Origin of the sequence: Pseudarthrobacter oxydans, assembly GCF_034258515.1 — a bacterium.
In the GTDB taxonomy this organism is placed as follows: Bacteria; Actinomycetota; Actinomycetes; order Actinomycetales; family Micrococcaceae; genus Arthrobacter.
In genome coordinates this window covers 2,805,357-2,829,446 of the sequence record NZ_CP139438.1, presented here as the reverse complement: position 1 = coordinate 2,829,446, position 24,090 = coordinate 2,805,357, and the positions used below count along the sequence as shown (strand labels likewise).

The 24,090-nt window shown below is 66.4% G+C and carries 19 protein-coding genes and 1 tRNA gene; 11 read left to right on the top strand and 9 right to left on the bottom strand.

All coding sequences use genetic code 11. The features are described from left to right. Window positions 1-9 precede the first annotated feature (9 nt). Together hrpA and SMD14_RS12760 are read right to left on the bottom strand one after the other, a co-directional pair. Window positions 10-3,981: an ATP-dependent RNA helicase HrpA gene (gene hrpA / locus SMD14_RS12765; protein ID WP_321213870.1), complete on the bottom strand. Its 3,972-nt coding sequence runs from the start codon at window positions 3,979-3,981 to the stop codon at window positions 10-12. Between the two features lie 81 nt (window positions 3,982-4,062). Further along, on the bottom strand, window positions 4,063-4,230 hold the full coding sequence (locus SMD14_RS12760; RefSeq protein ID WP_197432488.1) for a hypothetical protein: 168 nt from the start codon (window positions 4,228-4,230) through the stop codon (window positions 4,063-4,065). Window positions 4,231-4,311: 81 nt separating this feature from the next. On the opposite strand from SMD14_RS12760, the gene SMD14_RS12755 reads away from it, so the two are divergent. Beyond that, complete coding sequence (locus tag SMD14_RS12755; RefSeq protein ID WP_321213869.1) at window positions 4,312-5,280, top strand: helix-turn-helix domain-containing protein; 969 nt, start codon at window positions 4,312-4,314, stop codon at window positions 5,278-5,280. Between the two features lie 13 nt (window positions 5,281-5,293). Here the strand turns inward: SMD14_RS12755 and SMD14_RS12750 are convergent, their stop codons facing one another. From SMD14_RS12750 to SMD14_RS12725, 6 genes are all read right to left on the bottom strand, one after another. Next, complete coding sequence (locus SMD14_RS12750) at window positions 5,294-5,626, bottom strand: protealysin inhibitor emfourin (protein WP_104998388.1); 333 nt, start codon at window positions 5,624-5,626, stop codon at window positions 5,294-5,296. A gap of 65 nt (window positions 5,627-5,691) precedes the next feature. After that, window positions 5,692-6,744, bottom strand: coding sequence for a M4 family metallopeptidase (locus tag SMD14_RS12745; protein WP_321213868.1), 1,053 nt, complete (start codon window positions 6,742-6,744; stop codon window positions 5,692-5,694). Between the two features lie 142 nt (window positions 6,745-6,886). Continuing rightward, window positions 6,887-6,962: transfer RNA gene (locus SMD14_RS12740), tRNA-Arg, on the bottom strand. 113 nt (window positions 6,963-7,075) lie between these two features. Then, a complete protein-coding gene (locus SMD14_RS12735; protein WP_157241819.1) occupies window positions 7,076-8,620 on the bottom strand; it encodes an FAD-dependent oxidoreductase in 1,545 nt (514 codons plus the stop codon). Further along, window positions 8,617-9,489 carry an FAD:protein FMN transferase gene (locus SMD14_RS12730; RefSeq protein WP_321213867.1) on the bottom strand — a complete coding sequence of 291 codons (873 nt, stop codon included), beginning with the start codon at window positions 9,487-9,489 and terminating at the stop codon, window positions 8,617-8,619. The genes SMD14_RS12735 and SMD14_RS12730 overlap by 4 nt, the downstream gene beginning before the upstream one ends. A 3-nt stretch (window positions 9,490-9,492) precedes the next feature. Further along, the gene (locus SMD14_RS12725) at window positions 9,493-9,936 is read right to left on the bottom strand and encodes a hypothetical protein (RefSeq protein WP_157241820.1); all 444 of its coding nucleotides are present in this window, start codon (window positions 9,934-9,936) and stop codon (window positions 9,493-9,495) included. 182 nt (window positions 9,937-10,118) lie between these two features. Here SMD14_RS12725 and argS point away from each other — a divergent pair, with 182 nt between their 5' ends. The 10 genes from argS to SMD14_RS12675 all read left to right on the top strand — a co-directional run bounded on the left by argS (window position 10,119) and on the right by SMD14_RS12675 (window position 23,044). Beyond that, window positions 10,119-11,783: an arginine--tRNA ligase gene (argS, locus tag SMD14_RS12720; RefSeq protein WP_321213866.1), complete on the top strand. Its 1,665-nt coding sequence runs from the start codon at window positions 10,119-10,121 to the stop codon at window positions 11,781-11,783. Window positions 11,784-11,787: 4 nt separating this feature from the next. Next, window positions 11,788-13,263, top strand: a complete 1,476-nt coding sequence (gene lysA, locus SMD14_RS12715) for a diaminopimelate decarboxylase (protein WP_321213865.1) — start codon at window positions 11,788-11,790, stop codon at window positions 13,261-13,263. Further along, a complete protein-coding gene (locus SMD14_RS12710) occupies window positions 13,264-14,592 on the top strand; it encodes a homoserine dehydrogenase (RefSeq protein ID WP_157241822.1) in 1,329 nt (442 codons plus the stop codon). Next, window positions 14,593-15,699, top strand: coding sequence for a threonine synthase (gene thrC / locus SMD14_RS12705; protein ID WP_321213864.1), 1,107 nt, complete (start codon window positions 14,593-14,595; stop codon window positions 15,697-15,699). A gap of 2 nt (window positions 15,700-15,701) precedes the next feature. Further along, the gene (gene thrB, locus SMD14_RS12700) at window positions 15,702-16,688 is read left to right on the top strand and encodes a homoserine kinase (protein WP_321213863.1); all 987 of its coding nucleotides are present in this window, start codon (window positions 15,702-15,704) and stop codon (window positions 16,686-16,688) included. Window positions 16,689-16,984: 296 nt separating this feature from the next. Beyond that, window positions 16,985-19,150 carry a transcription termination factor Rho gene (gene rho, locus SMD14_RS12695; RefSeq protein ID WP_321213862.1) on the top strand — a complete coding sequence of 722 codons (2,166 nt, stop codon included), beginning with the start codon at window positions 16,985-16,987 and terminating at the stop codon, window positions 19,148-19,150. Between the two features lie 304 nt (window positions 19,151-19,454). Then, window positions 19,455-20,528, top strand: coding sequence for a peptide chain release factor 1 (prfA, locus tag SMD14_RS12690; protein WP_104998378.1), 1,074 nt, complete (start codon window positions 19,455-19,457; stop codon window positions 20,526-20,528). Window positions 20,529-20,549: 21 nt separating this feature from the next. Continuing rightward, complete coding sequence (gene prmC / locus SMD14_RS12685; protein ID WP_321213861.1) at window positions 20,550-21,422, top strand: peptide chain release factor N(5)-glutamine methyltransferase; 873 nt, start codon at window positions 20,550-20,552, stop codon at window positions 21,420-21,422. A 12-nt stretch (window positions 21,423-21,434) separates the two neighbouring features. Further along, window positions 21,435-22,271: an L-threonylcarbamoyladenylate synthase gene (locus SMD14_RS12680; protein WP_321213860.1), complete on the top strand. Its 837-nt coding sequence runs from the start codon at window positions 21,435-21,437 to the stop codon at window positions 22,269-22,271. Further along, the gene (locus tag SMD14_RS12675; protein WP_321213859.1) at window positions 22,271-23,044 is read left to right on the top strand and encodes a WecB/TagA/CpsF family glycosyltransferase; all 774 of its coding nucleotides are present in this window, start codon (window positions 22,271-22,273) and stop codon (window positions 23,042-23,044) included. The genes SMD14_RS12680 and SMD14_RS12675 overlap by 1 nt, the downstream gene beginning before the upstream one ends. Before the next feature lie 10 nt (window positions 23,045-23,054). Here SMD14_RS12675 and SMD14_RS12670 read toward each other — a convergent pair whose 3' ends face one another. Beyond that, window positions 23,055-23,951: a glycosyltransferase gene (locus SMD14_RS12670; protein ID WP_321213858.1), complete on the bottom strand. Its 897-nt coding sequence runs from the start codon at window positions 23,949-23,951 to the stop codon at window positions 23,055-23,057. Between the last annotated feature and the right edge of the window lie 139 nt (window positions 23,952-24,090).

Here is a 24,090-nt window from a genome sequence, read left to right as displayed (position 1 = left end):
GGTTTCCGCCTAGGCCGGGGCAAGTGCCTTGTTGAGCACGGCGCGGATCCTCTTCTCCGACACCGAATACGCTGTTCCGAGTTCAACGGCGAAGAGGCTCACCCGGAGCTCCTCGAGCATCCAGCGCACCTGGGTTAACTCAGGGCCGGCCTTCCGTCCGGGGAGCAGGGCCGATACGGCGTCGTCGTAGTCGTCCTCGAGCCGCTGCACCGCGGCCATGTTCAGGGCGTCGCGCTGGACGTTGCCCGGCAGGCGTTCCAGCCTCTTCTCAATGGCCGTAAGGTACCGGGGGAGTTGGCTCAGCTGGGCGTAGCCCGTCCGTGCCACAAAGCCGGGGTAGACCAGCTGTTCCAGTTGGCTTTTGATGTCGTTGAGGGCACTGATCAGCGCCAGGCTGGTGGTGCCCTTCAGCTGTTTTTCGATCCGCCGGGTGCTGGCCAGGATGCGTTCCACCACGGCGGTGACGCTGAACACGGTGTCGATCAGTTCGGCCCGGACCACCTCGTACAGCCGGTCAAAGGACTCCCGGTCCCAGGGCAGTTCCGCGGGCGTGAGCTTGTCGATGGCGGCCAGGGCGCAGTCCGCGATCAGGCTTGAGACCGAGCCGTGCGGGTTTTGGCTGAAAGTGAGTTTCTCCGTGTTGCTCAGGTGCTCCAGCACGTACCGGTCAGGAGCCGGAACGCGCAGGGCCAGCAGCCTGACCACCCCGCCGCGCATTGCCTCCTGCTGTTCCTCGGCGGTCTGGAAGACACGCAGTGACACCGACGTGCCCTGGTCCACCAGTGCCGGGTAACCCGTCACTGTATGGCCGTTGACCGTGCTGCTGACCTGGCGCCGGACCGTTCCGACCGTCCATTCGGTGAGCCCGTCCTGTTCCCGGAAGCCGGGTGGGGCTCCGGCCCCCGGCACTTCGGCAGGCTGCCGCGCCGCGGATGATCCGGCGTCGCGCGTTTTCCCTGCTTTTTTGCCGTTGCCGGCGCCGGGCGCGGTGGAGGCAGGCGTGGCCCCCAGCGACTCGGCGATGGCCCGCCGCGTTGCCGGGGCCAGCTTCTCCTGGAGCGCGGCGAGGTCCTTGCCCTCGTCCAGGACTTTGCCCTTGCTGTCCACCACCTTGAAGCTCACCCGCAGGTGCGGGGGCACCGCGTCCCAGTTCCACGAACCCGGCGGGATGACGTGTCCCCGGATCCGGCGCAGGGCAAGCTCAAGGGAAGGTTCGAGTTCATCCACGGCTGGATCGAAATCGGCTTCCAGGAGTGCCACCGCCTGCCGGGCAACGTCCGGGGCGGGAACGAAGTTCTTCCGGACCTGCTTGGGCAGGGATTTGATCAGGGCCGTCACCAGCTCAACACGCTGCCCGGGTATGAGCCAGCGGAAGGCCTTGTCATCCAGCTGATTAAGGAACAGCACCGGCACCTCGGCCGTGACGCCGTCGGACGGGTTGGGCGGCGAACCCGGAGCCACCGGGTGGAACTCGTAGCTCAGCGGAAGCTCGAAGCCCTTGTGCAGCCACGTTTTGGGGTAGGCGGAGTCGTCAAGGTCGTCCGCGTCGTCGCTGAGGAGGAGGGATTTGTCGTAGTCCAGGAGGTCCGGGTTCTTCTGCCGCGCTTCCTTCCACCACTTGTCGAAGTGCCTCTCGGACACCACGTCAGGTCCGATCCGCGCATCGTAGAACTCGAACAGCGTCTCGTCATCCACCAGGAGGTCCCGGCGGCGCATCCTGGCCTCCAGTTCCTCCACCTCATTGAGGAGGGACCGGTTGCGGTGGAAGAACTTGTGGTGGGTTTTCCAGTCGCCTTCCACCAGGGCATGGCGGATGAAGAGTTCCCGGGCGACGACGGGGTCAACCCTGCCGTAGTTGATCCTGCGCTGGGCGATGATGGGCACGCCGTAGAGGGTGACCTTTTCGTAGGCCATCACTGAACCTTGCCGGGTGGACCAGTGCGGTTCGCTGTAGCTGCGCTTCACCAGGTCCGGGGCCACCTGCTCGGCCCATACAGGATCGAACTTCGCAGCCACCCTCGCCCAGAGGCGGCTGGTCTCCACGAGTTCCGCCGCCATCACGAATGTGGGCGACTTCTTGAAGAGGGCAGAGCCGGGGAAGATGGCGAACCGGCTGCCGCGGGCTCCGGCATACTCCCGCTTGCGCTCATCCAGGATGCCGATGTGGCTCAGGAGGCCGGAAAGAAGGCTGATGTGGATGCCCTCGTGGTTGCCCACCGGATCGGCAAGCCGCTTGTTGTCGAGGCTGATGCCCAGGGGCCGGGCCAGCTGGCGCAGCTGGGCAAACAGGTCCTGCCACTCCCGGACCCGGAGGTAATTGATGAACTCGGCCCGGCACATCCGGCGGAAGGCGGACGACGAGAGCTCCTGCTGCTTCTCCTGCAGGTAGTTCCAGAGGTTAAGGAAGCCGGTGAAGTCCGAGTTCTCGTCCTTGAACCGGTTGTGCTTTTCCGCCGCGAGTTGCTGCTTGTCTGTTGGACGCTCGCGCGGGTCCTGGATGGTGAGGGCCGCGGCCAGGACCATCACCTCGCGGACGCAGCCGCGTTTGCCCGCCTCCACGATCATCCGGCCCAGGCGGGGGTCCACCGGCAGCTGGGCGAGCTTCTGCCCGACGGCGGTGAGCCCGCCGCCGCTTTTAGCCCCGTCCGTGCCGTTCTGCGGCCGGGCGGCAGCGAGGGCGCCGAGTTCGCGGAGCAGCGTGACGCCGTCGTTGATGGCCCGTGTTTCGGGCGGCTCCACGAAGGGGAAGTTTTCGACGTCCTTGGGGCCGCGCGCCACTCCCATGGCGGTCATCTGCAGGATGACGGCGGCGAGGTTGGTCCGCAGGATTTCCGGGTCGGTGTACAGCGGCCGCGAATCGAAGTCTTCCTCGGAGTACAGGCGGATGGCGATGCCGTCCGAGACGCGGCCGCACCGCCCCGAACGCTGGTTGGCGGACGCCTGCGAGACCCGTTCGATGGGCAGCCGCTGGACCTTGGTGCGGTGCGAGTACCGGGAGATGCGGGCGGTGCCGGTGTCGATGACGTACTTGATGCCTGGAACCGTGAGCGAGGTTTCGGCGACGTTGGTGGCAAGGACAATCCTGCGCTTGTTGCCGGGGTGGAAGACCTTGTGCTGTTCCTGCAGGCTCAGCCGTGCGAAGAGCGGAAGGACTTCGGTTCCGGCCAGCCGGCGGTTGGACTGGATGCGGGCCTGCAGCGCTTCGGCAGCGTCGCGGATTTCTCGCTCGCCGGAAAAGAACACCAGGATGTCGCCCGGCGCTTCCAGGGCAAGTTCGTCGACGGCGTCACACACGGCGTCAAGCGGATCGCGGTCTTCCTCGAGTTCGTCATCGGAACCGTTCTCGTCGTCAGGGCCGGCTCCGCCTGGCGGCTGGGAGAGCGGGCGGTACCGGATTTCCACCGGGTAGGTCCGCCCGGAGACCTCGACAATGGGTGCGGGTTCTTCCGGTGTGCCGAAATGGTTGGCAAAGCGCTGGGGGTCGATGGTGGCGGAGGTGATGATCACCTTGAGGTCCGGCCGCTGCGGCAGGATCCGCTTGAGGTAGCCCAGGATGAAGTCGATATTGAGGCTTCGCTCGTGGGCCTCGTCGATGATGATCGCGTTGTACTTGCGCAGCAGTTTGTCCCGCTGGATTTCTGCAAGCAGGATGCCGTCGGTCATCAGCTTGACCTTCGTGGCGCGGCTGACCTCACCGGTGAAGCGGACCTGGAAGCCCACCTCCTGGCCGATGTCCACGCCAAGTTCCTCGGCGATGCGCTCGGCCACCGTGCGGGCGGCCAGCCTGCGCGGCTGGGTGTGGCCGATCAGCCCGTTTTCGCCCAGGCCAAGTTCGAGGCACATCTTTGGTATCTGGGTGGTCTTACCGGAACCGGTCTCGCCGGCGATGATGGTGACCTGGTTCGCCGCTATGGCTGCCATCAGGTCTTCGCGCCGCTCGGAGACCGGCAGCTCGGCGGGATAGGAGATGTGAAGTGTCATGTCTGCTGACAGTCTACTGCGGGAGCCCGGGCTTCCCGTCTGTACTGCCGGCAGTTGTCCGGCGCCTTTTGGTCCTGCCGGCTAGAAGACGCGGAGCGTGTAGTTGATGCTGGGGAGGTCCAGGGCGGACCAGGCTTCGTGGGATTCGACAGGAGGCGTATGCCCCCGGCCGTCACGCAAAAGCGCTGAAACGGTGGCGGCGGCCACGAGGAGGATCAGGAGGACGAGGAGGGTTATGAGGATTTCCATGACTCCATGCTTCTCCTCCCCGCAGCCAAGAAAAAGTGGCAGAAAGGCCCAAAAAGCTATAATTCCTGCCACAATGGAAGCATGCTCAAATCAGTGGCTCTCATAGTGGTTCCCAACTTCTCGATATTCGAGTTCGGTACTGCCTGCGAGGTCTTCGGTATTGACAGATCCGGCCGGGGGAGCGGCGTCCCGGCCTTCGACTTCCGCGTCTGCACGCCGCAGCCTGGTAACGTCCGGCTCAAGTCCGGCCTGTCCCTGAACGTCGGCCTGGGACTTGAGGCAACCGACGATGCGGACCTGGTCATCATGGCGCCCTACGGCAGGGACGACGAGTTGCCCGAATCCGTCCTCGAGGCGCTCCGGGCTGCCGATGCGAGGGGAGCCTGGGTAATGTCCATCTGCTCGGGCGCTTTTGCCTTGGCCCGCGCCGGCTTGCTCGACGGGCGCCGCTGCACCACCCACTGGCACTACTCAGGCCAACTGGCTGCAGAGTATCCGCGCGTACAGGTGGACGAAAACGTCCTCTACGTGCAGGACGGCAACATCATCACTTCCGCAGGCACCGCCGCCGGGATCGATGCGTGCCTGCACCTTGTGCGCGTCGAACTGGGGGCGCAGGTGGCGGCCGCGATCGCCAGGGACATGGTGGTTCCCCCGCACCGTGACGGCGGCCAGGCGCAGTTCATCGACCGGCCAATGCCAGCCTGCGGTTCCGCTCCCATGGAGGAACTGCTGCGCTGGATGGTGGAGAACCTGGACCGCGAGCACACGGTGAACGAACTGGCGGCACGGGTCCACATGTCGCCGAGGACCTTTGCACGGCGGTTCAGGTCGGAGACCGGAGCGACGCCTGCCGCCTGGCTCAATTCACAGCGTGTTCTACGCGCCCAGGAACTCCTTGAGTCCACCGACCTGAACATCGAAGAAATCGCCAGGGAGTCCGGCTTCGGGCACCCTGTCCTGCTGCGGCACCACTTCGCCAAGGTCCTGGACACCAGCCCGCAGTCATACCGCCGCGCTTTCCGCGGCCAACTGGCTGTGGCGGGATAGCGCCCCTTGCACGCTAGCCGGGCGCCGGTCCGTTGCGGCGTTGTTTGGCGCGGATTTCCTCGGCCGCTTCCCGCGTACTGTCCACGAGAATCCGCCAAGGTCCGGTGACGGCCTGCTCAGGCAGGGCTGCCCGGCGCTGCCCTGCCCGGATCGAATAGATGAACCTGTCCGGTTGGGCTTCCGCAAACTGCTCGGCAGCTGCCTTCGGGGTCCTGGGTACTGAATCCCACGGGCATGCCTCCACGATGGGCTGCCACTGGCTGATGGCGCTCTTGGATTGGGCTTCCACAGTCCACACCCGTGGTATCGCGGCGATTCCTCCGGTGCGCTCAACACTGATCTTCATGGCCTGGTCCTTGGGCTTGCCCTACAGCCCGGCTGCCGCCCCGAAGTACGGCAGCCAGGCGTCCATTAAAGCTTGACCTTCACAGTTTCCCACGCCTTCCGGACGGCGTCATGCTCGGTGGATCCGGAACCGAAGAGCTCCACGGCGGATGCGGCCGTGGCACGCGCAAAGACCCTGAAGGTCGCCGTGGGAGGCAGTGTTCCGCCCGTGAGTGTCTCGTACCAGATGCGCCCGGGCGAGTCCCAGGCGTTTCCCCCGAGCGTCTCCGCCACGAGGTAGAAGGCGCGGTTGGGGATGCCGGAGTTGATGTGGACCCCGCCGTTGTCTGCGCTCGTCTTGACGTACGCGTCCATGGAGTCCGGCTGGGGGTCCTTGCCCAGCACGTCGTCGTCGTACGCCGTGCCGGGGGCCTTCATGGAACGCAAGGCGCTGCCTTGCACTTCGGCTGTGAAGAGGCCCTCGCCGATCAGCCAGCTGGCCTCGGCAGTGGACTGGTTTTTGACATACTGCTCGACCAGTGCGCCAAAGACGTCGGACAGGGATTCGTTAAGGGCCCCCGCCTGGTTGCGGTAGGCGAGCGCGGCGGAATACTGGGTGACACCGTGGGCCAGTTCGTGGCCGATGACGCTCAGGGACCGGGTGAACCGTTCGAAGACCTCGCCGTCGCCGTCGCCGAAGACCATCTGTTTGCCGTCCCAAAAGGCGTTGTCGTACAGCTTGCCGAAGTGGACCGTTGCGTCCAGCGGCAGCCCGCGTCCGTCGATGGAGTTGCGTCCGAACACGTCCGCGTACAGGCGGTGCGTGTGGCCCAGCCCGTCGTAGGCCTCATCGACGGCAGGGTCATCCGTGGCGGCTTCACCCTCCTTGCGGACCAGCCTGCCGGGGAGGGTCTCTGAGCCCCCGGCGTCGTAGATGGCCCGGGTTGACGGTCCCGGCTTCGCCTGGCGGACGCCTGCCGGAATGCCCGGCACAGGCTGGGACCGTGCTGAATGGAACGACTCCACATGGCCCAAAGCTTCCTTGGCTGCCCTGGCCGCGGAGGAAAACTCCGGCGCACCCTGTTTGGCCAACCGCCTCAACAGGTATGGCGGAACGATGGAACAGAACGGAACGTGCATGGCGTACCCCCTCGACTTGGTGATTTCAGCCTACGAGGGCGCACCGACAATCCTTCGCAGGCTCACGTACGGAAGCAGGCAGCGTGCACGGGCGTATGGGAGCAGAAAACCCCGACACTTCATTGAAGTGGCGGGGTTCTTCTGGTGCCCTCGATAGGATTCGAACCTACGACCTTCTGCTCCGGAGGCAGACGCTCTATCCCCTGAGCTACGAGGGCAATCCGGGGTTTCCTGCCGTTGCTGGCGGGACGTCCTAGAGCTTAGCAGGAAGGTGGCCCGCAAGGGAAAATCGCTACCGCCCCGCCACCCCGTGCGCGGTCCCGGGCCGGAATCAGTAGCCGGAGAATGAGTCCACGTGGAGCCGGCGGGCCCCTGCCTGCTTAGCCGCCCGCCGCAGCGAGGCGACGCTGGCCGGTGAGCCCGAGACGTAAACGTCCCGCTCCGCGATGTCCGGGACCAGTGCCCGGAGGGCTTCGCCATCCAGCCGCGTGCCGTCCCAGGAGGCGGCGGCCAGGTCCGGCGGCGGCGCGGAACCATCCGCAGTGCGCACCAGGACGCGGATGCCCGCCGCCCGCAGTTCCTGCGCATAGGCAATCTCGTCGGCGCTCCTGGCAAGGAGGAGGAGGACAGCGTCCCGTTCCCGCAGTCCTCCCGAAGACAAGTGTGAAAGGTAAGGCGTGATGCCGATTCCGGCGGCAATCAGCAGTACCGGCTTCCGGGGATCCCGGGGGAGGACAAAGTCTCCCCCCACGGAGGTGGCGGTCACTTTGTCCCCGGGCTTCAGCGCAAGGAGGACCCGCTTCGCCGGGGACACCGGCTCAGCTGTCCGCACGCCAAACTTCACCAGGCGGTCGTCCGGCGAACCTGTCAGGCTGAACACACGACGCCGTCCCTTCCTGTCCGACTTGACCTGCGGCAGGTCCAGCTCCATGTACTGCCCCGGCACAAAGCGGACCGGCCGGGACGGTTCGAAGGAGAACTCCGTAGTGCTGGGTGTCAACGCCCTGGTTCCGGCAAAACGAAGGGACACGCTCCCATGCTGGCCCGCCAGGAAAGCCAGCAGATTGCCCAGCAGGAGCGCCGCCTCCGGAGAGTTGGCCAGGAAACCGACGTTGTAGGGGACCGCGAAAACAACACCTACCACTGCAGCCAACGCCAGCTGCTGCCAGCGCCGCGGCGGCAGCGTCAGCGGCTCGGTAAGCATGAACCCCGCAAAGAACAGCAGCGGCCGCTGGGCAAAGGACTGCCACAAGGCCATGCCCGCTGACAGCCCGGCCTGGATCAGTTCGGAAGTGATGATCGCGGCGGCAACAACGGTGAACACCGAAGCCATGAGGAACTTCCGGGTGCGGTACAGGACCAGCAGGATCCCGGGGACCAGCAGCCACAGCATGGCCGGCGTGGCGGCCCACCAGGTTGCGATATTCAGGCCGGTGAGGCCCGTGACGAACGCGCCGGCTGCGGCGGGGTTGAACACATGCCGGCCGCGCCAGGCGAGGGCGTATTTCGACGCCGATGCCAGCACGCACGCCAAAGCCACTCCCGCCACATCCATGGGGGCGAAGGAGGGCCAGAACAGGAAATAGAGCAGCAGCCCGGTGATCAGCGACGACTCGGAGTGCGGCCGTACCCGGAACAGCACTGCGAGCGCCCTGTTCGACGCGTACGTCAGCCCAAGGCAGAGGACCAGGTGCGCCAGCATCTCCGGAATGCCGAAAGTCAGCCAGCCCAGGGCATCCAGCAGAAGGCTGTATCCGGCGAGGGCCGCCAGGACCAGGAGGATCAGCCGGTACATGGTGAACCGGCCCAGCACGGTATCCAGCAGGCCGGCCACGGACAGGGCCGGTCCGGCCCCCGGCGCTTCAACGGGGCTCATGAAAACAGTGTCCCTTCAAATCCTGCGGAATGGGTGGCGCTTCCGTCCGAGAAGACCGTCAACCAGGAAAAATCGAAAGACCGCTGGAGTTCGCCACCAGGGAGGAAAAAGAGCGCGGTTGCCAGGGCATCGGCCAGCATGGTGGTTTCCGCCAGTGTCCACGTGGCCACGGCGGTCCTGACAGGGCGACCGGTCCTGCCATCCAGGACGTGGTGCAGGCCGTCGCCCCAGGCGCGCCGGTTTGCGGCAGATGCACAGAGTGCCCGGCCGGCCAGCTGCACCACCCCGATGGCCTGGGCTTCGTTGTAGGGGTGTTCCAATGCCACCGGAACGGGATCCGGGCCACGCGCCAGGAGGTCCCCGCCGGCATCGATGATGAAGGCCTCCACGCCTCCCGCCTCAAGCTCCGCCGCCATCAGATCCACGAGCAGGCCCTTGCCGGCGGCCCCGATGTCCAGGACGGCAGGAGCCTTCGTGGTGAGGGTGGTGCCGGCCCAGTCCAGTACGTCGTCCCAGGCCGGAGCAGGCAGCGGGGAGCCGGACGGCCGAAGCGAGTAGCCGGCGTCGTAGCCCAGGCGCTCCAGGCTGGTGCCGATGAGCGGGGTCATGGCCCCGCCGGTGAGCTGGTAGAGGGTGCGGTAGACCAGCCCGAGCGGTCCGGCCTCGGCGGGAAACTCGTACCGGCCGGGTTCCCTGGCCATCGCGGTGACGCGGGAATCGTCCCGGAAGCGGGACCAGTCGGCGTCGAACCGTTCCACCACGTCCAGGAGGCGGGTCCGCAGGGCCGGACCGAGCAGCCCGGGCGCAGAGACCTGCCAGCGCGTCCCGATCCCCTCAAACGCAAAGTCCTCCCGGTCCCCGTCCGGCACGGCCTACCGGGCCTCCGACTTGATCTGCTCCAGGGCCTTGTTGAAACCGCCGCTGGTGAGGGAAGAGCCCGCAACCTTGGACACATTGAGCTCGTCGATGTTCCTGCCAACCACCTGGGCCGCGATGCCGCCGGCAAACTCGCCCTGGAACTTGCGGGTATTCGGGTTGGACGGATGCTGGGTGATCTGCACGTCCGTGACGGTCCCGGCGGCGAGCGTGAGCTGGACGCCCACTGTCTCCGTACCGTTGGGCGACACATAGGTGCCGTCGGCGCTGTACGTGCCGTCCTTGTATTCCGCCCCGCCGGCCGCCGTTGTCGACGCTCCGGTGGAGGGGGTGGTTGCCGCGGTGCTGCTCCCGGCTGACGGCGCGCAGCCTGCCACCGCTCCCGCCAGGGACAGGCCGGCGACTCCGGCGTAAACACTTTTACGGACTGAGGGTCTCATCAGGGTTCTCGTTTCATCAGGGGACGCAGGAAGGGATCTGCTCAGTGCTTACTGTGTTGTCAACGCAAAAGCCAGCGTATTGGTTCAACCCGTGCGAAGATTTCCGGTTTCCTGTGGATCGACAGGGTGCAGGAAGCGCCCTGGATTCCTTTGCTGTGACCGGCCCCCGGTAGTCTAGAAGGGTGACTCCCGAAGAACTCTCCCTCGCCATATCCGCCTGCCTGAAGGATGCTGTCGCCGCCGGTGACATCGCCCTTGCAGCATCAGCTGTCCCTGATGAGGTGCGCGTGGAGCGACCCAAGAACCGGGACCACGGCGACTGGGCTACCAACATTGCCCTGCAGCTTGCCAAGCAGGCCGGCACCAGCCCGCGTGAATTCGCCACCATCCTCAGTGCCCGGCTGAAGTCCATCGACGGCGTTGCCGCCGTGGACATCGCGGGGCCGGGGTTCCTGAACATTACCGTGGATGCGGCTGCCGCCGGCGCCCTGGCCAAGGTGATTGTCGAAGCCGGAAAGCAGTACGGCACCAACTCCGCGCTCGCCGGCCACACGGTGAACATGGAGTTTGTCTCGGCCAATCCCACCGGTCCGCTGCATATCGGGCACACCCGTTGGGCGGCGTTGGGGGATTCGATCGCGCGCGTGCTGCGTGCGTCCGGGGCGGATGTGACCGCTGAGTACTACATCAATGACGCCGGCACGCAGATGAACGTCTTCGCACACTCCGTCTACAACCGGCTGCACGGCCTCCCCGTGCCCGACGGCGGCTACCCCGGACAGTACATTGCGGACCTTGGGCATGAGGTGCTGACGGAGCACCCGGACATCCGCGAACTGACTGAAGTTGCGGCCCTTCCGGTGATCCGCGCCGCTGCCTACGAGGCGCAGATGAAGGACATCAAGGCCACCCTTGCGGACTTCGGCGTGGAGTTCGACGTGTTCTTCTCCGAGCAGGAGCTGCACGACGCCGGCGCGATCGAGAGTGCAGTGGCGCGCCTGCGCGAGCAGGGCCACGTGTTCGACGACGGCGGCGCGGTCTGGCTGCGGACCACGGACTTTGGCGACGACAAGGACCGGGTGATGATCCGGGCCAACGGCGAGCCGACGTACTTCGCAGCCGACGCCGCCTACTACCTGTCCAAGAAGGACCGCGGCTATACCGAGAAGATCTACCTCCTCGGCGCGGACCACCACGGCTACATCAACCGGCTCAAGGCGATTGCCGCGTGCGCCGGCGACGACCCCGAGGTCCACATCGAGGTGCTGATCGGGCAGCTGGTGTCCGTTAACGGAGCGAAGCTGTCCAAGCGCGCCGGAAACATCATTGAGCTCAAGGACCTGATCGACTGGCTTGGGAAGGACGCCGTCCGCTACTCGTTGGCACGCTTCCCCGCAGATTCGCCCCTGACCCTGGACCCGGACCTGCTGAAGAAGCACAGCAACGAAAACCCGGTGTTCTACGTCCAGTACGCCCACGCCCGCTCCCGCGGTGCTGCCCGGAACGCCGTGGCGGCCGGAGTGGAGCGCCAGGTGGACGGCAAAGACAGCTTCGACGCCTCGCTGCTGGACCACGCCACCGAGAACGAGCTGCTTTCCTACCTGGGCAGTTACCCCTCGATCGTGGCCAAGGCCGCCGAACTGCGCGAGCCGCACCGTGTGGCCCGCCACCTCGAGGTCATCGCCGGCGCCTACCACCGCTGGTATGACGCCTGCCGCATTGCGCCCATGGGCGACGAAGCGGTGACGGATGTCAACCGCACCCGGCTGTGGCTCAACGACGCCACGAGCCAGGTGCTGGCCAACGGCCTTGACCTGCTTGGCGTTTCCGCGCCGGAACGGATGTGATCCAATGACTGCACAGGACCCCATTGCCGGTTCTCCGCTAGCCCCGGCCTGGCTGTCTGTCCCTGCGGACCTGAATGCCCTCGAGCCAAAGATGTGGGCACAGGATGCAGCCAGGAACGAGTCCGGTGAACTCACCATCGACGGCATTCCGGTCAGCGAGCTCCAGCGGCAATATGGGACCCCGCTCTTCGTCATGAGCGAGACCGACTTCCGTGCCAGGGCACGCGCCTTCAGCGACGCCTTCAACAATGCGTTCGCCGATATCTGCGGGGGAGTGGACGTCTACTACGCCGGCAAATCATTCCTGTGCACCGCCGTGGTGCGGTGGGTCGAGGAGGAGGGGCTGCGGCTGGACACTGCGTCCGGCGGCGAGCTGGCCGTCGCGGCAAAGGCCGGGATTCCCGGCGCCGACGTGGCCCTGCACGGCAACAACAAGTCCGACGGCGAGATCCACCGTGCGCTGGACATGAAGCTGGGCCGGATTGTGGTGGACAGCCTCAGCGAACTGGTCCGGGTGGGCGCCATCGCTGAACTGCGCGGGGAAAAAGCCAAGGTCATGCTCCGGCTCACGCCCGGGGTCCACGCGCATACCCACGAATTCATTGCCACGGCCCACGAGGACCAGAAGTTCGGCCTCTCCATGGCGGCGGACACCACCGAACAGGCCGGGCTGTCCGCTGCCGAAGAAGCAGTGGCAGCCGCTGCCGCGCACCCGGGCATTGAACTGCTGGGACTGCACTGCCACATCGGATCCCAGATCTTCGAGCCGGACGGCTTCGCGATGGCTGCCGAGAAGCTCCTTCGCTTCCTCGCCGCCATGCAGGAAAAGTACTCCATTGTCCTTCCGGAGCTGGACCTCGGCGGCGGCTACGGCATCGCCTATACCCCGGTGGACACCCCCCGCCCCGCAGCCGAGATCGCGGAGGCGATGGCCGCCGTCGTCCGTTCCACCTGCGCAGCACTGGGCATTGACTCGCCCCGCATCTCCATCGAACCCGGACGCGCCATCGTGGGCAGCACCACCTTCACCCTTTACGAAGCGGGGACGATCAAAACCGTGCGCGTGGACGCGCCGGCCCCCTCCGGAGCCAGTGACGGAGGCAACAACGTTACGTATCCGCGCCGGTATGTTTCGGTGGACGGCGGCATGAGCGACAACGCCCGGCCCGTGCTCTACGACGCCGATTACTCCGCAATTCTGGCCTCCCGCGCGTCCGCGGCGGCTCCGCAGCTGTCCCGCGTGGTGGGCAAACATTGCGAGAGCGGCGACATAGTTGTTAGAGATGTATATCTGCCCGAGGACGTGGCAGCCGGTGATCTGCTTGCTGTACCGGGGACCGGCGCCTACTGCTGGGCCCTGTCAAGCAACTACAACTATCTGGCCCGGCCGGGCGTTGTCGCGGTGCGCGACGGATCTGCCCGGCTGATTGTCCGCGGGGAAACCGAAGAAGATCTGCTGAACCGCGACATGGGAGCCTGAATGACGGAATTGCGAACCCTGAAAGTAGCCCTGCTGGGCTGCGGCAACGTTGGGGCCCAGGTTGCGCGGATCCTCATTGAGGACGCCGACACCCTTGCCGCCCGCACGGGCGCGAAGCTGCAGTTGAGCGGCATCGCCGTGCGCAACGTCAATGCCCCCCGCGACGTGGACCTGCCGCAGGAGCTCTTCACCACCGACGCCGAGACGCTGGTCAAGGACGCGGACCTGGTGATCGAGCTGATGGGCGGCATAGAGCCGGCCCGCACGCTGATCCTTTCTGCCCTTCGCAACGGTGCCTGCGTTGTCACGGGCAACAAGGCGCTCGTGGCGCAGGACGGCCCCACCCTGCACGAGGAGGCTGACAAGGCGGGCGTCCAGCTCTCCTATGAGGCCGCCGTCGCCGGTGCCATCCCCATCCTGCGTCCCATCCGCGACAGTCTCGCCGGCGACCGGATCACGCGCGTCCTGGGCATCGTCAACGGAACCACCAATTTCATCCTTGACCAGATGGACAGCACCGGAGCCCAGTTCGCCGATGCCCTCGCCGAAGCGCAGCGCCTTGGCTACGCCGAGGCGGACCCCACTGCCGATGTCGAAGGCCACGATGCCGCCGCCAAGGCCGCCATCCTTGCCTCGCTCTCCTTCCACACCCGGTTTGCCCTGGAAAACGTCCACTGCGAAGGGATCACCTCGGTCACTGCGGCGGATATCGCCGCGGCCAAGGACGCCGGCTTTGTCATCAAGCTGCTGGCGATTGCGGAGAAGCTTCCCGCAGCAGGCACGGATGCCGACGGCGGCGAGGGCGTCTCCGTGCGCGTGCACCCCACGCTGCTTCCCCGGGAGCACCCGCTGGCCGCCGTCCGCGGCGCCTTCAACGCGGTGTTCATCGAAGCCGAGAATGCCGGCGAACTGATGTTCTACGGACAGGGAGCCGGCGGTACCCCCACTGCGTCCGCTGTCCTTGGCGACCTGGTCTCGGCCGCGCGCAGCCTGGTCCTCGGCGGACCCGGCCGGACGGAAACCACCACCGGCCAGGTTTCGGCGCTGCCGATCGACGCGGCCGTTACCAGCTACTACATCGGGCTCGACGTAGCCGACCAGCCGGGCGTGCTGGCCAGGATTGCCCAGCTCTTCGCCGAGCACGGCGTATCCATCGAGATCATGCGGCAGACCATCCACCGTGACGCGGAGTCCAACGTGGAATCCGCCGAGCTGCGGATCGTCACCCACCGCGCGTCAGAGGCTGCCCTAGCGGCCACCGTCGAGGCCGTGAAAGGCCTGGACGTCATCAATTCAGTTACATCCGTTCTGCGGGTAGAAGGAGTCTAAGTGGCTCACCAATGGCGCGGCGTCATCCGCGAATACGCTGACCGTCTGCCCGTGACGGAATCCACCAGGGTCATCACCCTTGGCGAAGGCGGCACACCGCTGGTGCGCGCGCAGAAGCTTTCCGAGCTCACCGGTTCCGAGGTGTACCTGAAGGTTGAGGGCATGAACCCCACGGGTTCCTTCAAGGACCGCGGCATGACCATGGCCATGACCGCCGCCGTCGCCTCCGGGGCAAAGGCTGTAGTCTGCGCCTCCACCGGTAACACCTCCGCCTCTGCTGCCGCCTACGCCACCGCTGCCGGCCTGAAGTGCGCTGTCCTGGTGCCGGAAGGCAAGATTTCCATGGGCAAGCTCAGCCAGGCCATCGCCCACGGCGCCACGCTGCTACAGGTGGACGGCAACTTCGACAACTGCCTGGACATCGCCCGGAAGCTGGGGGAGTCCTACCCTGTGTTCCTGGTGAACTCAGTCAACCCGGCCCGCATCCAGGGCCAAAAGACCGGTGCCTTCGAAATCGTCGACGCGCTGGGCGACGCTCCGGACATCCACGTCCTGCCGGTCGGCAACGCCGGAAACATCACCGCTTACTGGAAGGGCTACAAGGAGTACTCCGCTCCCTTCGAGTCCGAAACGGCCGGCACCCTTCCCGCCGTCTCCACCAAGACCCCGGCCATGTGGGGTTTCCAGGCGGCTGGCGCGGCCCCCTTCGTCGCCGGCCACCCCATCACCGAACCGGACACCATTGCCACGGCCATCCGGATCGGCAACCCCGCCTCCTGGGACGGCGCCATTGGCGCCCGTGACGAGTCCGGCGGACTGATTGACGCAGTCACGGATGAGGAAATCCTGAATGCGCACCGCTGGCTGTCCGCACGCGAGGGCGTTTTCGTGGAGCCCGGATCCGCCGCAGGCGTGGCCGGGCTGCTGAAAAAGCACGCCGCCGGTGAAGTCCCGTCGGGCAAGACGATCGTCATCACCGTTACGGGCCACGGCCTCAAGGACCCCCAGTGGGCCCTGCGCACCGAGGACGGGAGCGATGTGCAGCCGGTCAAGGTACCCAACGACGTCGTCACGGTTGCAGCCGAACTGGGACTGGAAGACAAATAACCGTGGAAACCACCCTCACTGTGCCTGCCGAGTCCGCAGCAGCTGCGCCGGCAGTCCCGGCCGGCCAGCTGGTGACCGTTCGCGTGCCCGCCACCAGCGCGAACCTGGGCCCCGGGTACGACAGCCTGGGGCTCGCCCTGTCGCTGCACGACACCCTGACGGTGGAAACCCTGGGCAGTGGCGAGCTGCACTTCGACCTCAGCGGCGAGGGGGCTGAAACACTTCCCCGCGATGCCAGCCACCTGGTGGTCAGGGCCCTCACGGAGGCCCTGCACCGCCTGGGCTTCCGGCACGAGGGGCTTCGGATCACGGCGGACAACGTCAACCCGCACGGGCGGGGGCTCGGGTCCTCGGCGTCGGCAGTGGTAGCTGCCGTGACCGCAGCCAATGCCCTGGTTCCTGAGGCTGCCCGCCGCGGGAAGGACTGGATCCTCCAGCTCACGTCCGAGATGGAGGGCCACCCGGACAACGTCGCACCCGCCATTTTCGGCGGACTGGCATTGTCCTGGCAGAACAATGACCAGTACAGCAGCACGCGGGCAACGGTGTCGGAATCGGTCATCCCCGTTGTGGCGGTGCCTGACTTCGAACTTTCCACGGAGGCGGCGCGGGCCCTCTTGCCGGCCTCGGTGGGCCACCACGCGGCCGCAATGAACGCCGGCCGCGCCGCGCTGCTGATCCACGCACTGACGGCCAAACCAGAATTCCTGCTGGCCGGCACCGAGGACTACCTGCACCAGAGCTACCGGGCGGAGGCCATGCGCCCGTCCGCAGCGCTGATCGGGGCGCTGCGCACGGCAGGATATGCCGCCGTCGTTTCGGGCGCCGGGCCCACCGTGCTGGTCCTGGCTGACGGCGAGGCTGAGGCTGCCGCCGTTGTGGCTTTCATCGAGGACTTCATCGCAGCCAACACGCCGGATATGGCATGGCGGGTGCTGAAGCTGGCAGTGGACGTTGAAGGTGCTAAGGTGGAGATGCACCGGCGGTAATTCCGCCTATCTGATCTCCTCCAGCATTCATTTGCGATTTGATCTCCTACTGCGCAATCTATTCCGGTGCCGCCTGCTTGGTCTGTCGCAGGAATCTGTAGCTATAAAGCTGCCCCTGATGCGTCAGCCCATCCCTCCGCCACGGGCGGAGTGGAAGGTGAATCAGTATCCGGCCCTGCTGGCCGATCTCCAACCGGCAAGGCCGAACAATCCGGCTGCAGATCTGAACTGCAGCCCAGATCAAATCATCGCGTCCAGCTCCTCGTCTGGACGCCGTCGAGGGGGAAGGATCCTTCGTGACCGAAACCACTGAGCTGTCGCCAGCTGTGGAACTATCATCTTCTGCTGCCGAATCGCCGGCCGCACCCGCCAAGAGCAGTGGCCTCGCAGGCCTTAAGCTCGCCCAGCTGCAGGCACTTGCCAGCCAGCTCGGTATTTCCGGCGGTTCCCGGATGCGCAAGGGGGACCTGGTCTCAGCCATTTCCGCCCATCGCGCCGGCACCCCGTTGACCAAGGCTCCTGCCAAGGCAACCGAGAAGCGGGCCGAGAGCATTGCCGCCCCGGCCGTCTCCGCCCCGGCTGCCGCCGCTCCGGCTGAGACTCCGGAAGCGCCCGCTGAAGGCACCCGCGCCCGCCGTGGCCGCAGCCGCCGCGCAGTGAGCGACGGAGTGGTGGCACCGGCCGCCGCTGAGCCCGCTGCTGCCGAAACGGGCCCCGCCGCACCGGTGGAAGCGCCTGCGGAGGCTCCCGAAGCAACTGAAGGCGCCACCGAGCGCCGCCAGCCGCGCACCCGTAACCGCCGCCGCGGCGAAGCTGCCGCCGCAGCACCCCAGGGTGCGGAGGCCGCCGAGGCTCCTGCCGTGCAGGCCGACGTCGAACAGCGCCCCGCAGCACAGGCCGCGGAACAGCGCACCTCAGAACTGCGGACGTCAGAACAGCGCACCGAAGCTCCGGCTGAGGGCGATGCAGGCCAGCGCACCGACCGCCGTGAAGGCGGCCGCACCCGCGGCCGCGACGGCGGCCCGCGTGAAGGCGCCGAGGGCGGCCGTGACAACGCAGGCAGCCGCGAGGCCGGCCAGCGCGAAGGGTCCCGCCGCGAGGACAGCCGCGACAGTGACGACTCCGACGGCGGCAGCCGCCGCAACCGCCGTAACCGGCGCGACCGGAACGATCGCAATGACCGCTCGGGCGGCCAGGACCGGGACAACTCCCGCAATGACCGCTTCCGCGACCGCAATGACCGCCGCCGCGGCCGCGCCCAGGGTCCGGATGTCGACGACGTTGAGGTCACCGAGGACGATGTCCTCCTGCCGGTAGCCGGCATTTTGGACGTCCTGGAGAACTACGCGTTCATCCGTACCTCCGGTTACCTGCCGGGCCCCAACGACGTCTACGTCTCCCTGGCCCAGGTCAAGAAGTACAACCTCCGCAAGGGTGACGCCGTCGTCGGCGCCATCCGGGCGCCCCGCGATGGCGAAGACCGCAGCCAGCAGTCCGCACGCCAGAAGTTCAACGCCCTGGTCCGCGTCACTTCCGTCAATGGCAAGACGCCGGAAGAGCTCAAGGACCGCGTCGAGTTCGCCAAGCTGGTTCCGCTCTACCCGTCCGAGCGCCTGCGCCTGGAGACCGATCCCAAGAAGATCGGCCCCCGTGTCATCGACCTCGTGGCGCCGATCGGCAAGGGCCAGCGTGGCCTGATCGTCTCGCCGCCGAAGGCCGGAAAGACGCTCATCCTGCAGTCCATCGCCAACGCGATCACCACCAACAACCCTGAGGTCCACCTCATGATGGTGCTGGTTGACGAACGCCCCGAAGAAGTCACGGACATGCAGCGCACCGTCAAGGGCGAGGTCATTGCCTCCACCTTCGACCGTCCTGCCGACGACCACACCACCGTGGCCGAACTTTCCATCGAACGCGCCAAGCGCCTCGTGGAAATGGGCATGGACGTTGTGGTCCTCCTGGACTCCATGACCCGCCTGGGCCGTGCCTACAACCTGGCGGCACCGGCCTCGGGCCGCATCCTGTCCGGTGGTGTCGACTCCGCGGCACTGTACCCGCCCAAGCGTTTCTTCGGTGCAGCCCGCAATATCGAAAACGGCGGCTCGCTCACCATCCTGGCCACCGCGCTCGTAGAGACCGGTTCCAAGATGGACGAGGTCATCTTCGAAGAGTTCAAGGGCACCGGCAACATGGAGCTCCGCCTGTCCCGCCAGCTGGCTGACAAGCGCATCTTCCCGGCCGTGGACGTCAACGCGTCCGGCACCCGCCGTGAAGAGAACCTGCTCTCGCCCGAGGAAGTCAAGATCATGTGGAAGCTGCGCCGCGTCCTCTCCGGACTCGAGACCCAGCAGAGCCTTGAACTGCTGACCAACAAGATCCGGGAAACCCAGAGCAACGTCGAGTTCCTCATGCAGGTCCAGAAGACGACGCTTGGTGCGAAGTCGGATAACGACAAGTAGCTGAGTCACCGCTCAAAATATGCCGGCCCCGCCCCTACGCCGGGTGGCTTGCGATCTACGATCCCAAGCCACCCGGCTCCGGCAGGCCCGTAAGGGAGATGACGAGGGCCCCGACCTGAGCTTGCGAAGGTTGGGAGTCATCGACTGCTCCCTGGCCGGCATATTTTGAGCGGTTCGTCGTTAACGGTTCCGCACCAAGAGACGCGACGCGGGGTCACTTTTGGCCCTCCGGGAGCCCTGGATTGGGCGTTAACTGACCCCGCGTTGCAGTAACTAGACTTGTACAAGTCGAAAGAGGTTTTAAATGTTTGAGTCCGTACAGGGCCTGCTTGATGAGCATGACTCCATCCAGGCGCAGCTGGGGGATCCTGCTGTTTATGCTGACCAGCGGCTTGCCCGGAAGCTGGGGCGGCGGTCGGCTCAGCTTAATGGCATTGTTGAGGCCTACCACAAGTGGGAGGCCATCCGGGATGACCTTGCTGCCGCCAAGGAAATGGCGGGGGAGGACCCCGAATTTGCTGCCGAGGTTCCCGAGCTTGAGGCCGCTCTGGAAACCGCCGCGGCCAAGCTGCGGCGGCTGCTCATTCCGCGGGATCCTGACGACGCCCGCAACGTCATCCTTGAAGTCAAGGGCGGTGAGGGCGGCGACGAGGCTGCGCTCTTTGCCGGCGACCTGCTGCGCATGTACACCCGGTACGCGGAATCGCGCGGCTGGAAAACCGAAATCATTTCCGCCACGGAATCCGACCTTGGCGGCTACAAGGACGTCCAGGTGGCCGTGAAGGGCAACTCGAACGATCCTGCCGAGGGCGTTTACGCCCGCCTGAAGTTCGAGGGCGGCGTACACCGCGTCCAGCGCGTTCCCGTCACCGAATCCCAGGGCCGCATCCACACCTCGGCGGCCGGCGTGCTGGTCCTCCCCGAGGTGGACGAGCCCGAAGAGCTTGAGATCAACCAGAACGACCTCAAGATCGATGTCTACCGGTCTTCCGGCCCGGGCGGCCAGTCGGTCAACACCACGGACTCTGCCGTGCGCATTACCCACCTTCCCACCGGAATCGTGGTGGCCATGCAGAACGAGAAGTCGCAGCTGCAGAACCGTGAAGCCGGCATGCGCGTGCTGCGGGCACGCATCCTGGCTCACCAGCAGGAGCAGATCGACGCCGAGAACTCGGCCCAGCGGAAGTCGCAGATCCGCACCATGGACCGCTCGGAGCGCATCCGCACGTACAACTACCCGGAAAACCGCATCGCGGACCACCGCACCGGCTACAAGGCATACAACCTGGACCAGGTGATGAACGGCGACCTGGAACCCGTCATCCAGTCCGCAATTGAGATGGACGAACAGGCTCGCCTGGACGCCATCGGCGATTAGTCCTTCCGGCACATCCCAGACATGACACTTGAGCCAGGCCAGTCGCTTGCGGATGCCGTCGCCGAGGCAACAGCCATCCTCCGGGACGCCGGCGTGCCCAGCCCCCGCGTGGACGCCGAACTGCTCGCCGACCACCTCCTGAGTGTCGGGCTCGGCCGCCTCCGCGCCATGATGCTTGGCGATACTCCAGCGCCGGAAGGCTATGCGGCCCTCGTGGCGGAGCGTGCCGGCAGGACGCCGCTGCAGCACATCACCGGTGTGGCGCATTTCCGCTACCTCGAACTGGCCGTGGGGCCGGGGGTCTTCATTCCCCGCCCGGAGACCGAGTCCGTGGTGCAGTTGGTGATCGACCACGTCATCGGCGTGCCGCACCCGCGCATTGTGGACCTTGGTACCGGATCCGGCGCCATCGCCGGCTCCATCGCCCACGAGGTGCCCGGCGCCGAAGTCCACGCGGTGGAGTTCAGCCCCCTCGCCCACGCCTGGGCTGCAAGGAACCTGGCGCCCCTGGGCATCAACCTCGTCCAGGGGGACCTGCGGGACGCGCTGCCGGAGCTCAACGGAACTTTCGACGTGGTGGTGTCCAACCCGCCCTACATCCCCGCCGAAGCCATCCCCAACGAACCCGAAGTCGCCCTCCACGATCCGCCCGAAGCGCTGTACGGCGGGGGAGCGGACGGGATGGAACTTCCGACGGCGGCCGCTGCCTCCGCGGCCCGCCTCCTGCGGCCCGGCGGCTACTTCGTGATGGAACACGCGGAAGTCCAGGCGGGCTGGATCTCGGCCATGCTGGCCAGGGCAGGGAACTGGACCGGAATCAGGACGCATCTGGACCTCAACGGCAAGGAACGCGCCACCAGCGCCCTGCTCGCGGATCCGGACTACAGGGAATGAAAGAATAGGCGAGTGACCACTACCTACGACTGCACCAGTGACGACGAGCGCGCCAAGGGGCTGGAGCACGCCCAGCGGGCCATCAGCGAGAAGAAGTGCGTGGTCTTTCCCACGGACACTGTTTACGGCATTGCCGCCGACGCCTTTTCGCCCCAGGCCGTGACCATGCTGCTGGTATCCAAGGGACGCAGCCGCACCATGCCACCGCCCGTGCTGATCCCGCGGATCAATGCACTTGATGGACTGGCTACGGATGTGTCCCCGGACGCCCGCAAGCTTGCGGAGGCGTTCTGGCCGGGCGGCCTGACCCTGATCCTGCACGCCCAGCCGTCCCTCGACTGGGATCTGGGTGAGACCAAGGGGACGGTGGCACTGCGCATGCCTGACGACGAGATCGCCCAGGAACTGCTGACCCTCACCGGGCCGCTCGCCGTATCCTCTGCGAACCGGACGGGCCACGTGCCCGGTCAGACGGCCGCCGCCGCGCGCGAGCAGCTTGCCGATTCCGTGGAGGTCTACCTGGAAGGAGGCTTCCGGCCGCAGGAAGGCCAGGACGCCGTGCCCTCCACCATTGTTGACGCCACGGGGCCGCACCTGCGCGTGGTCCGCAACGGTGCCGTAAGCCTTGACCAGCTCCGGGAGCACGTTCCGGGTGTTCTGGGCCTGGGGGAGATCCCCATGGCTGAAGAGGAACCGGTGGATGCAGGACCCGCTGACGCGTCGCCTGCGGTTGCGGCTCCCGTGGCGGAGGAGCAGGCCGCCGCGTCGGTCCAGCCCCCGGCAGGGTCCTCCGCCGTCGAACCCCCCGCTCCCGCAACCCCGGCGCCGGCGCGGGACACTGAATCTTGATGGCACTGGACCGCCAGCAGGTCCCGGTGCTGGATGTTGAAGCAACCCCGCTGCGCGTTCCGGAACTGGTGGCGGAACTCAGCCGCTACGTCCAGGAAGGCTCCACCCGGACGGTGCTGGGCCATAACCTCCACAGCGTCACGCTGACCCTCTCGGATGAGGGCTTCCGCGACCTCTACCAGCGGAGCGACGTGGTCCTGCTGGACGGGGCTCCCGTGCTCTGGCTGTGGGGGAGGACAGGCAAGGCTGAAGGCCCCGTCATGGACTACAGGCTGGGCTCGACTGACTGGCTTCCGGCGCTGGACCAGGTGCGGGGACTGGAGCGGATTGCCGTGCTTGGCGCCGGTGCGGAGGCCAACGCCGGCGCCGTCAGGAAGCTGCAGTCAATCGTCCCCGGCGCAAAGGTTGCAGGCTTTCCGGGGGAGGGCTGGGATGACGCGCTTGAGGATGAAGCTGTGGCCTGGCTCCACCGGCAGCAGCCGCAGCTGGTCCTGATCGGACTTGGCATGCCCCTGCAGGAAAAAGTCCTGCAGCGGCGCCTCGGCGAGATGCCGCCGGCGGTCTACTGCGCCGTAGGCGGAGCGATCGAACAGCTTGCCGGCTTCCAGAAGCTCGCCCCCCGGTGGCTGGGCAGGCTGGGACTGGAGTGGGCGTGGCGCCTGCTGCTTCATCCCCGCCGCGTGGCGTACCGCGTGCTTGGCGAGCCCTGGGTGCTGCTGTGGCTCCTGGCCGCCCGCGGGCTGAAGCGCCAGGGGCTGGCGCGCAGGAGCTAGGAACCGCAGCCTAGAACTTCTGGTCTTCCAGCGGCGCGAACCCCTTGCCCCGGAGGCCGGCGGTGAAGGACCTGGCCCAGCCCAGGAAGCCGTGAAGGTCCCGGCGCTGCAGGAAGTAGCTCAGATAGCCGCCCACATCCGCAACGAAGGACCTGACGCGGAAGTACCGGCGGATCAGATAGCCGCGGTTCCGGTAGTAGTAGTACCGCTTGAAGGCCGATTCCGGAACAATGACGTGCCAGCCGGCGCCGAACACATGCTGGGTCTCCGAAAACGCGTGCGGGTGGGTGATGGCGGTAGTGGTCACCGTGCCGAACCTGATCCCCGCCTTGCGAAGACGGATGGTGAAGTCAACCTCGTCGCCGCGGATAAAGAGCCGCATGTCGGGCAGGCCCACTTTAAAGAAGACGTCGGAACGGATCAGCGCCCCGTTGAAGAAGTGGCCGTCGTTGGGCAGGAAGCCCAGCTTTTCCACCTCGGCGCGGCTGTGCGTGACCTTGCCGTCCAGGCGGAAGAAAAAGGAAAGCCGGTCGGGCTGGCCCGGCGCCGTCACCAGCGGAACCACCGCTTCCAGGTCCCGTGCCTCAGCCTCACGCACCAGCGTTGCAAGGCATTCCGGATCAGCCGGCTCGGCGTCGTCGTCCATCATCCAGATCCATGTGGCACCGCTGGCCACGGCCTTCAGCGCCGCCAGGGCGAATCCGCCTGCTCCACCAAGGTTTGCTTCCGAGCGGACGTAGTCGACATTCGGGTGCTTGGCGGCGACGTCCGCGGCCGGGGCCGTGCCGCTGTCCACCAGGCAGATCGTCTCCACGGGTGCGCTCTGCGCGTTGATCGCATCCAGCAGGACAGCCAGTTCATTGGGCCGGTCGAAGGTCACGGCAGCGACGGCTATGCGGGGGGTCATTGGGGTCCTTTCAGCATGGCTGACAGGGATTTCCCCGCTCGCACTGCGCCGTGTGGCGCGAAGCCATGATGCTGTTGGCGCTAGTATCTTTGACTAGAGTCCACTGTAATACAGCCCTGTAAGGCACTGCGTTTTGTAA

What these genes read in the sequence shown, in the direction of transcription:
- hrpA (WP_321213870.1), bottom strand. Translation starts at nt 3,981, where the DNA reads ATGACACTTCACATCTCCTATCCCGCCGAGCTGCCGGTCTCCGAGCGG.
- SMD14_RS12760 (WP_197432488.1), bottom strand. Translation starts at nt 4,230, where the DNA reads ATGGAAATCCTCATAACCCTCCTCGTCCTCCTGATCCTCCTCGTGGCC.
- SMD14_RS12755 (WP_321213869.1), top strand. Translation starts at nt 4,312, where the DNA reads ATGCTCAAATCAGTGGCTCTCATAGTGGTTCCCAACTTCTCGATATTC.
- SMD14_RS12750 (WP_104998388.1), bottom strand. Translation starts at nt 5,626, where the DNA reads ATGAAGATCAGTGTTGAGCGCACCGGAGGAATCGCCGCGATACCACGG.
- SMD14_RS12745 (WP_321213868.1), bottom strand. Translation starts at nt 6,744, where the DNA reads ATGCACGTTCCGTTCTGTTCCATCGTTCCGCCATACCTGTTGAGGCGG.
- SMD14_RS12735 (WP_157241819.1), bottom strand. Translation starts at nt 8,620, where the DNA reads ATGAGCCCCGTTGAAGCGCCGGGGGCCGGACCGGCCCTGTCCGTGGCC.
- SMD14_RS12725 (WP_157241820.1), bottom strand. Translation starts at nt 9,936, where the DNA reads ATGAGACCCTCAGTCCGTAAAAGTGTTTACGCCGGAGTCGCCGGCCTG.
- lysA (WP_321213865.1), top strand. Translation starts at nt 11,788, where the DNA reads ATGACTGCACAGGACCCCATTGCCGGTTCTCCGCTAGCCCCGGCCTGG.
- SMD14_RS12710 (WP_157241822.1), top strand. Translation starts at nt 13,264, where the DNA reads ATGACGGAATTGCGAACCCTGAAAGTAGCCCTGCTGGGCTGCGGCAAC.
- prfA (WP_104998378.1), top strand. Translation starts at nt 19,455, where the DNA reads ATGTTTGAGTCCGTACAGGGCCTGCTTGATGAGCATGACTCCATCCAG.
- prmC (WP_321213861.1), top strand. Translation starts at nt 20,550, where the DNA reads ATGACACTTGAGCCAGGCCAGTCGCTTGCGGATGCCGTCGCCGAGGCA.
- SMD14_RS12675 (WP_321213859.1), top strand. Translation starts at nt 22,271, where the DNA reads ATGGCACTGGACCGCCAGCAGGTCCCGGTGCTGGATGTTGAAGCAACC.
- SMD14_RS12670 (WP_321213858.1), bottom strand. Translation starts at nt 23,951, where the DNA reads ATGACCCCCCGCATAGCCGTCGCTGCCGTGACCTTCGACCGGCCCAAT.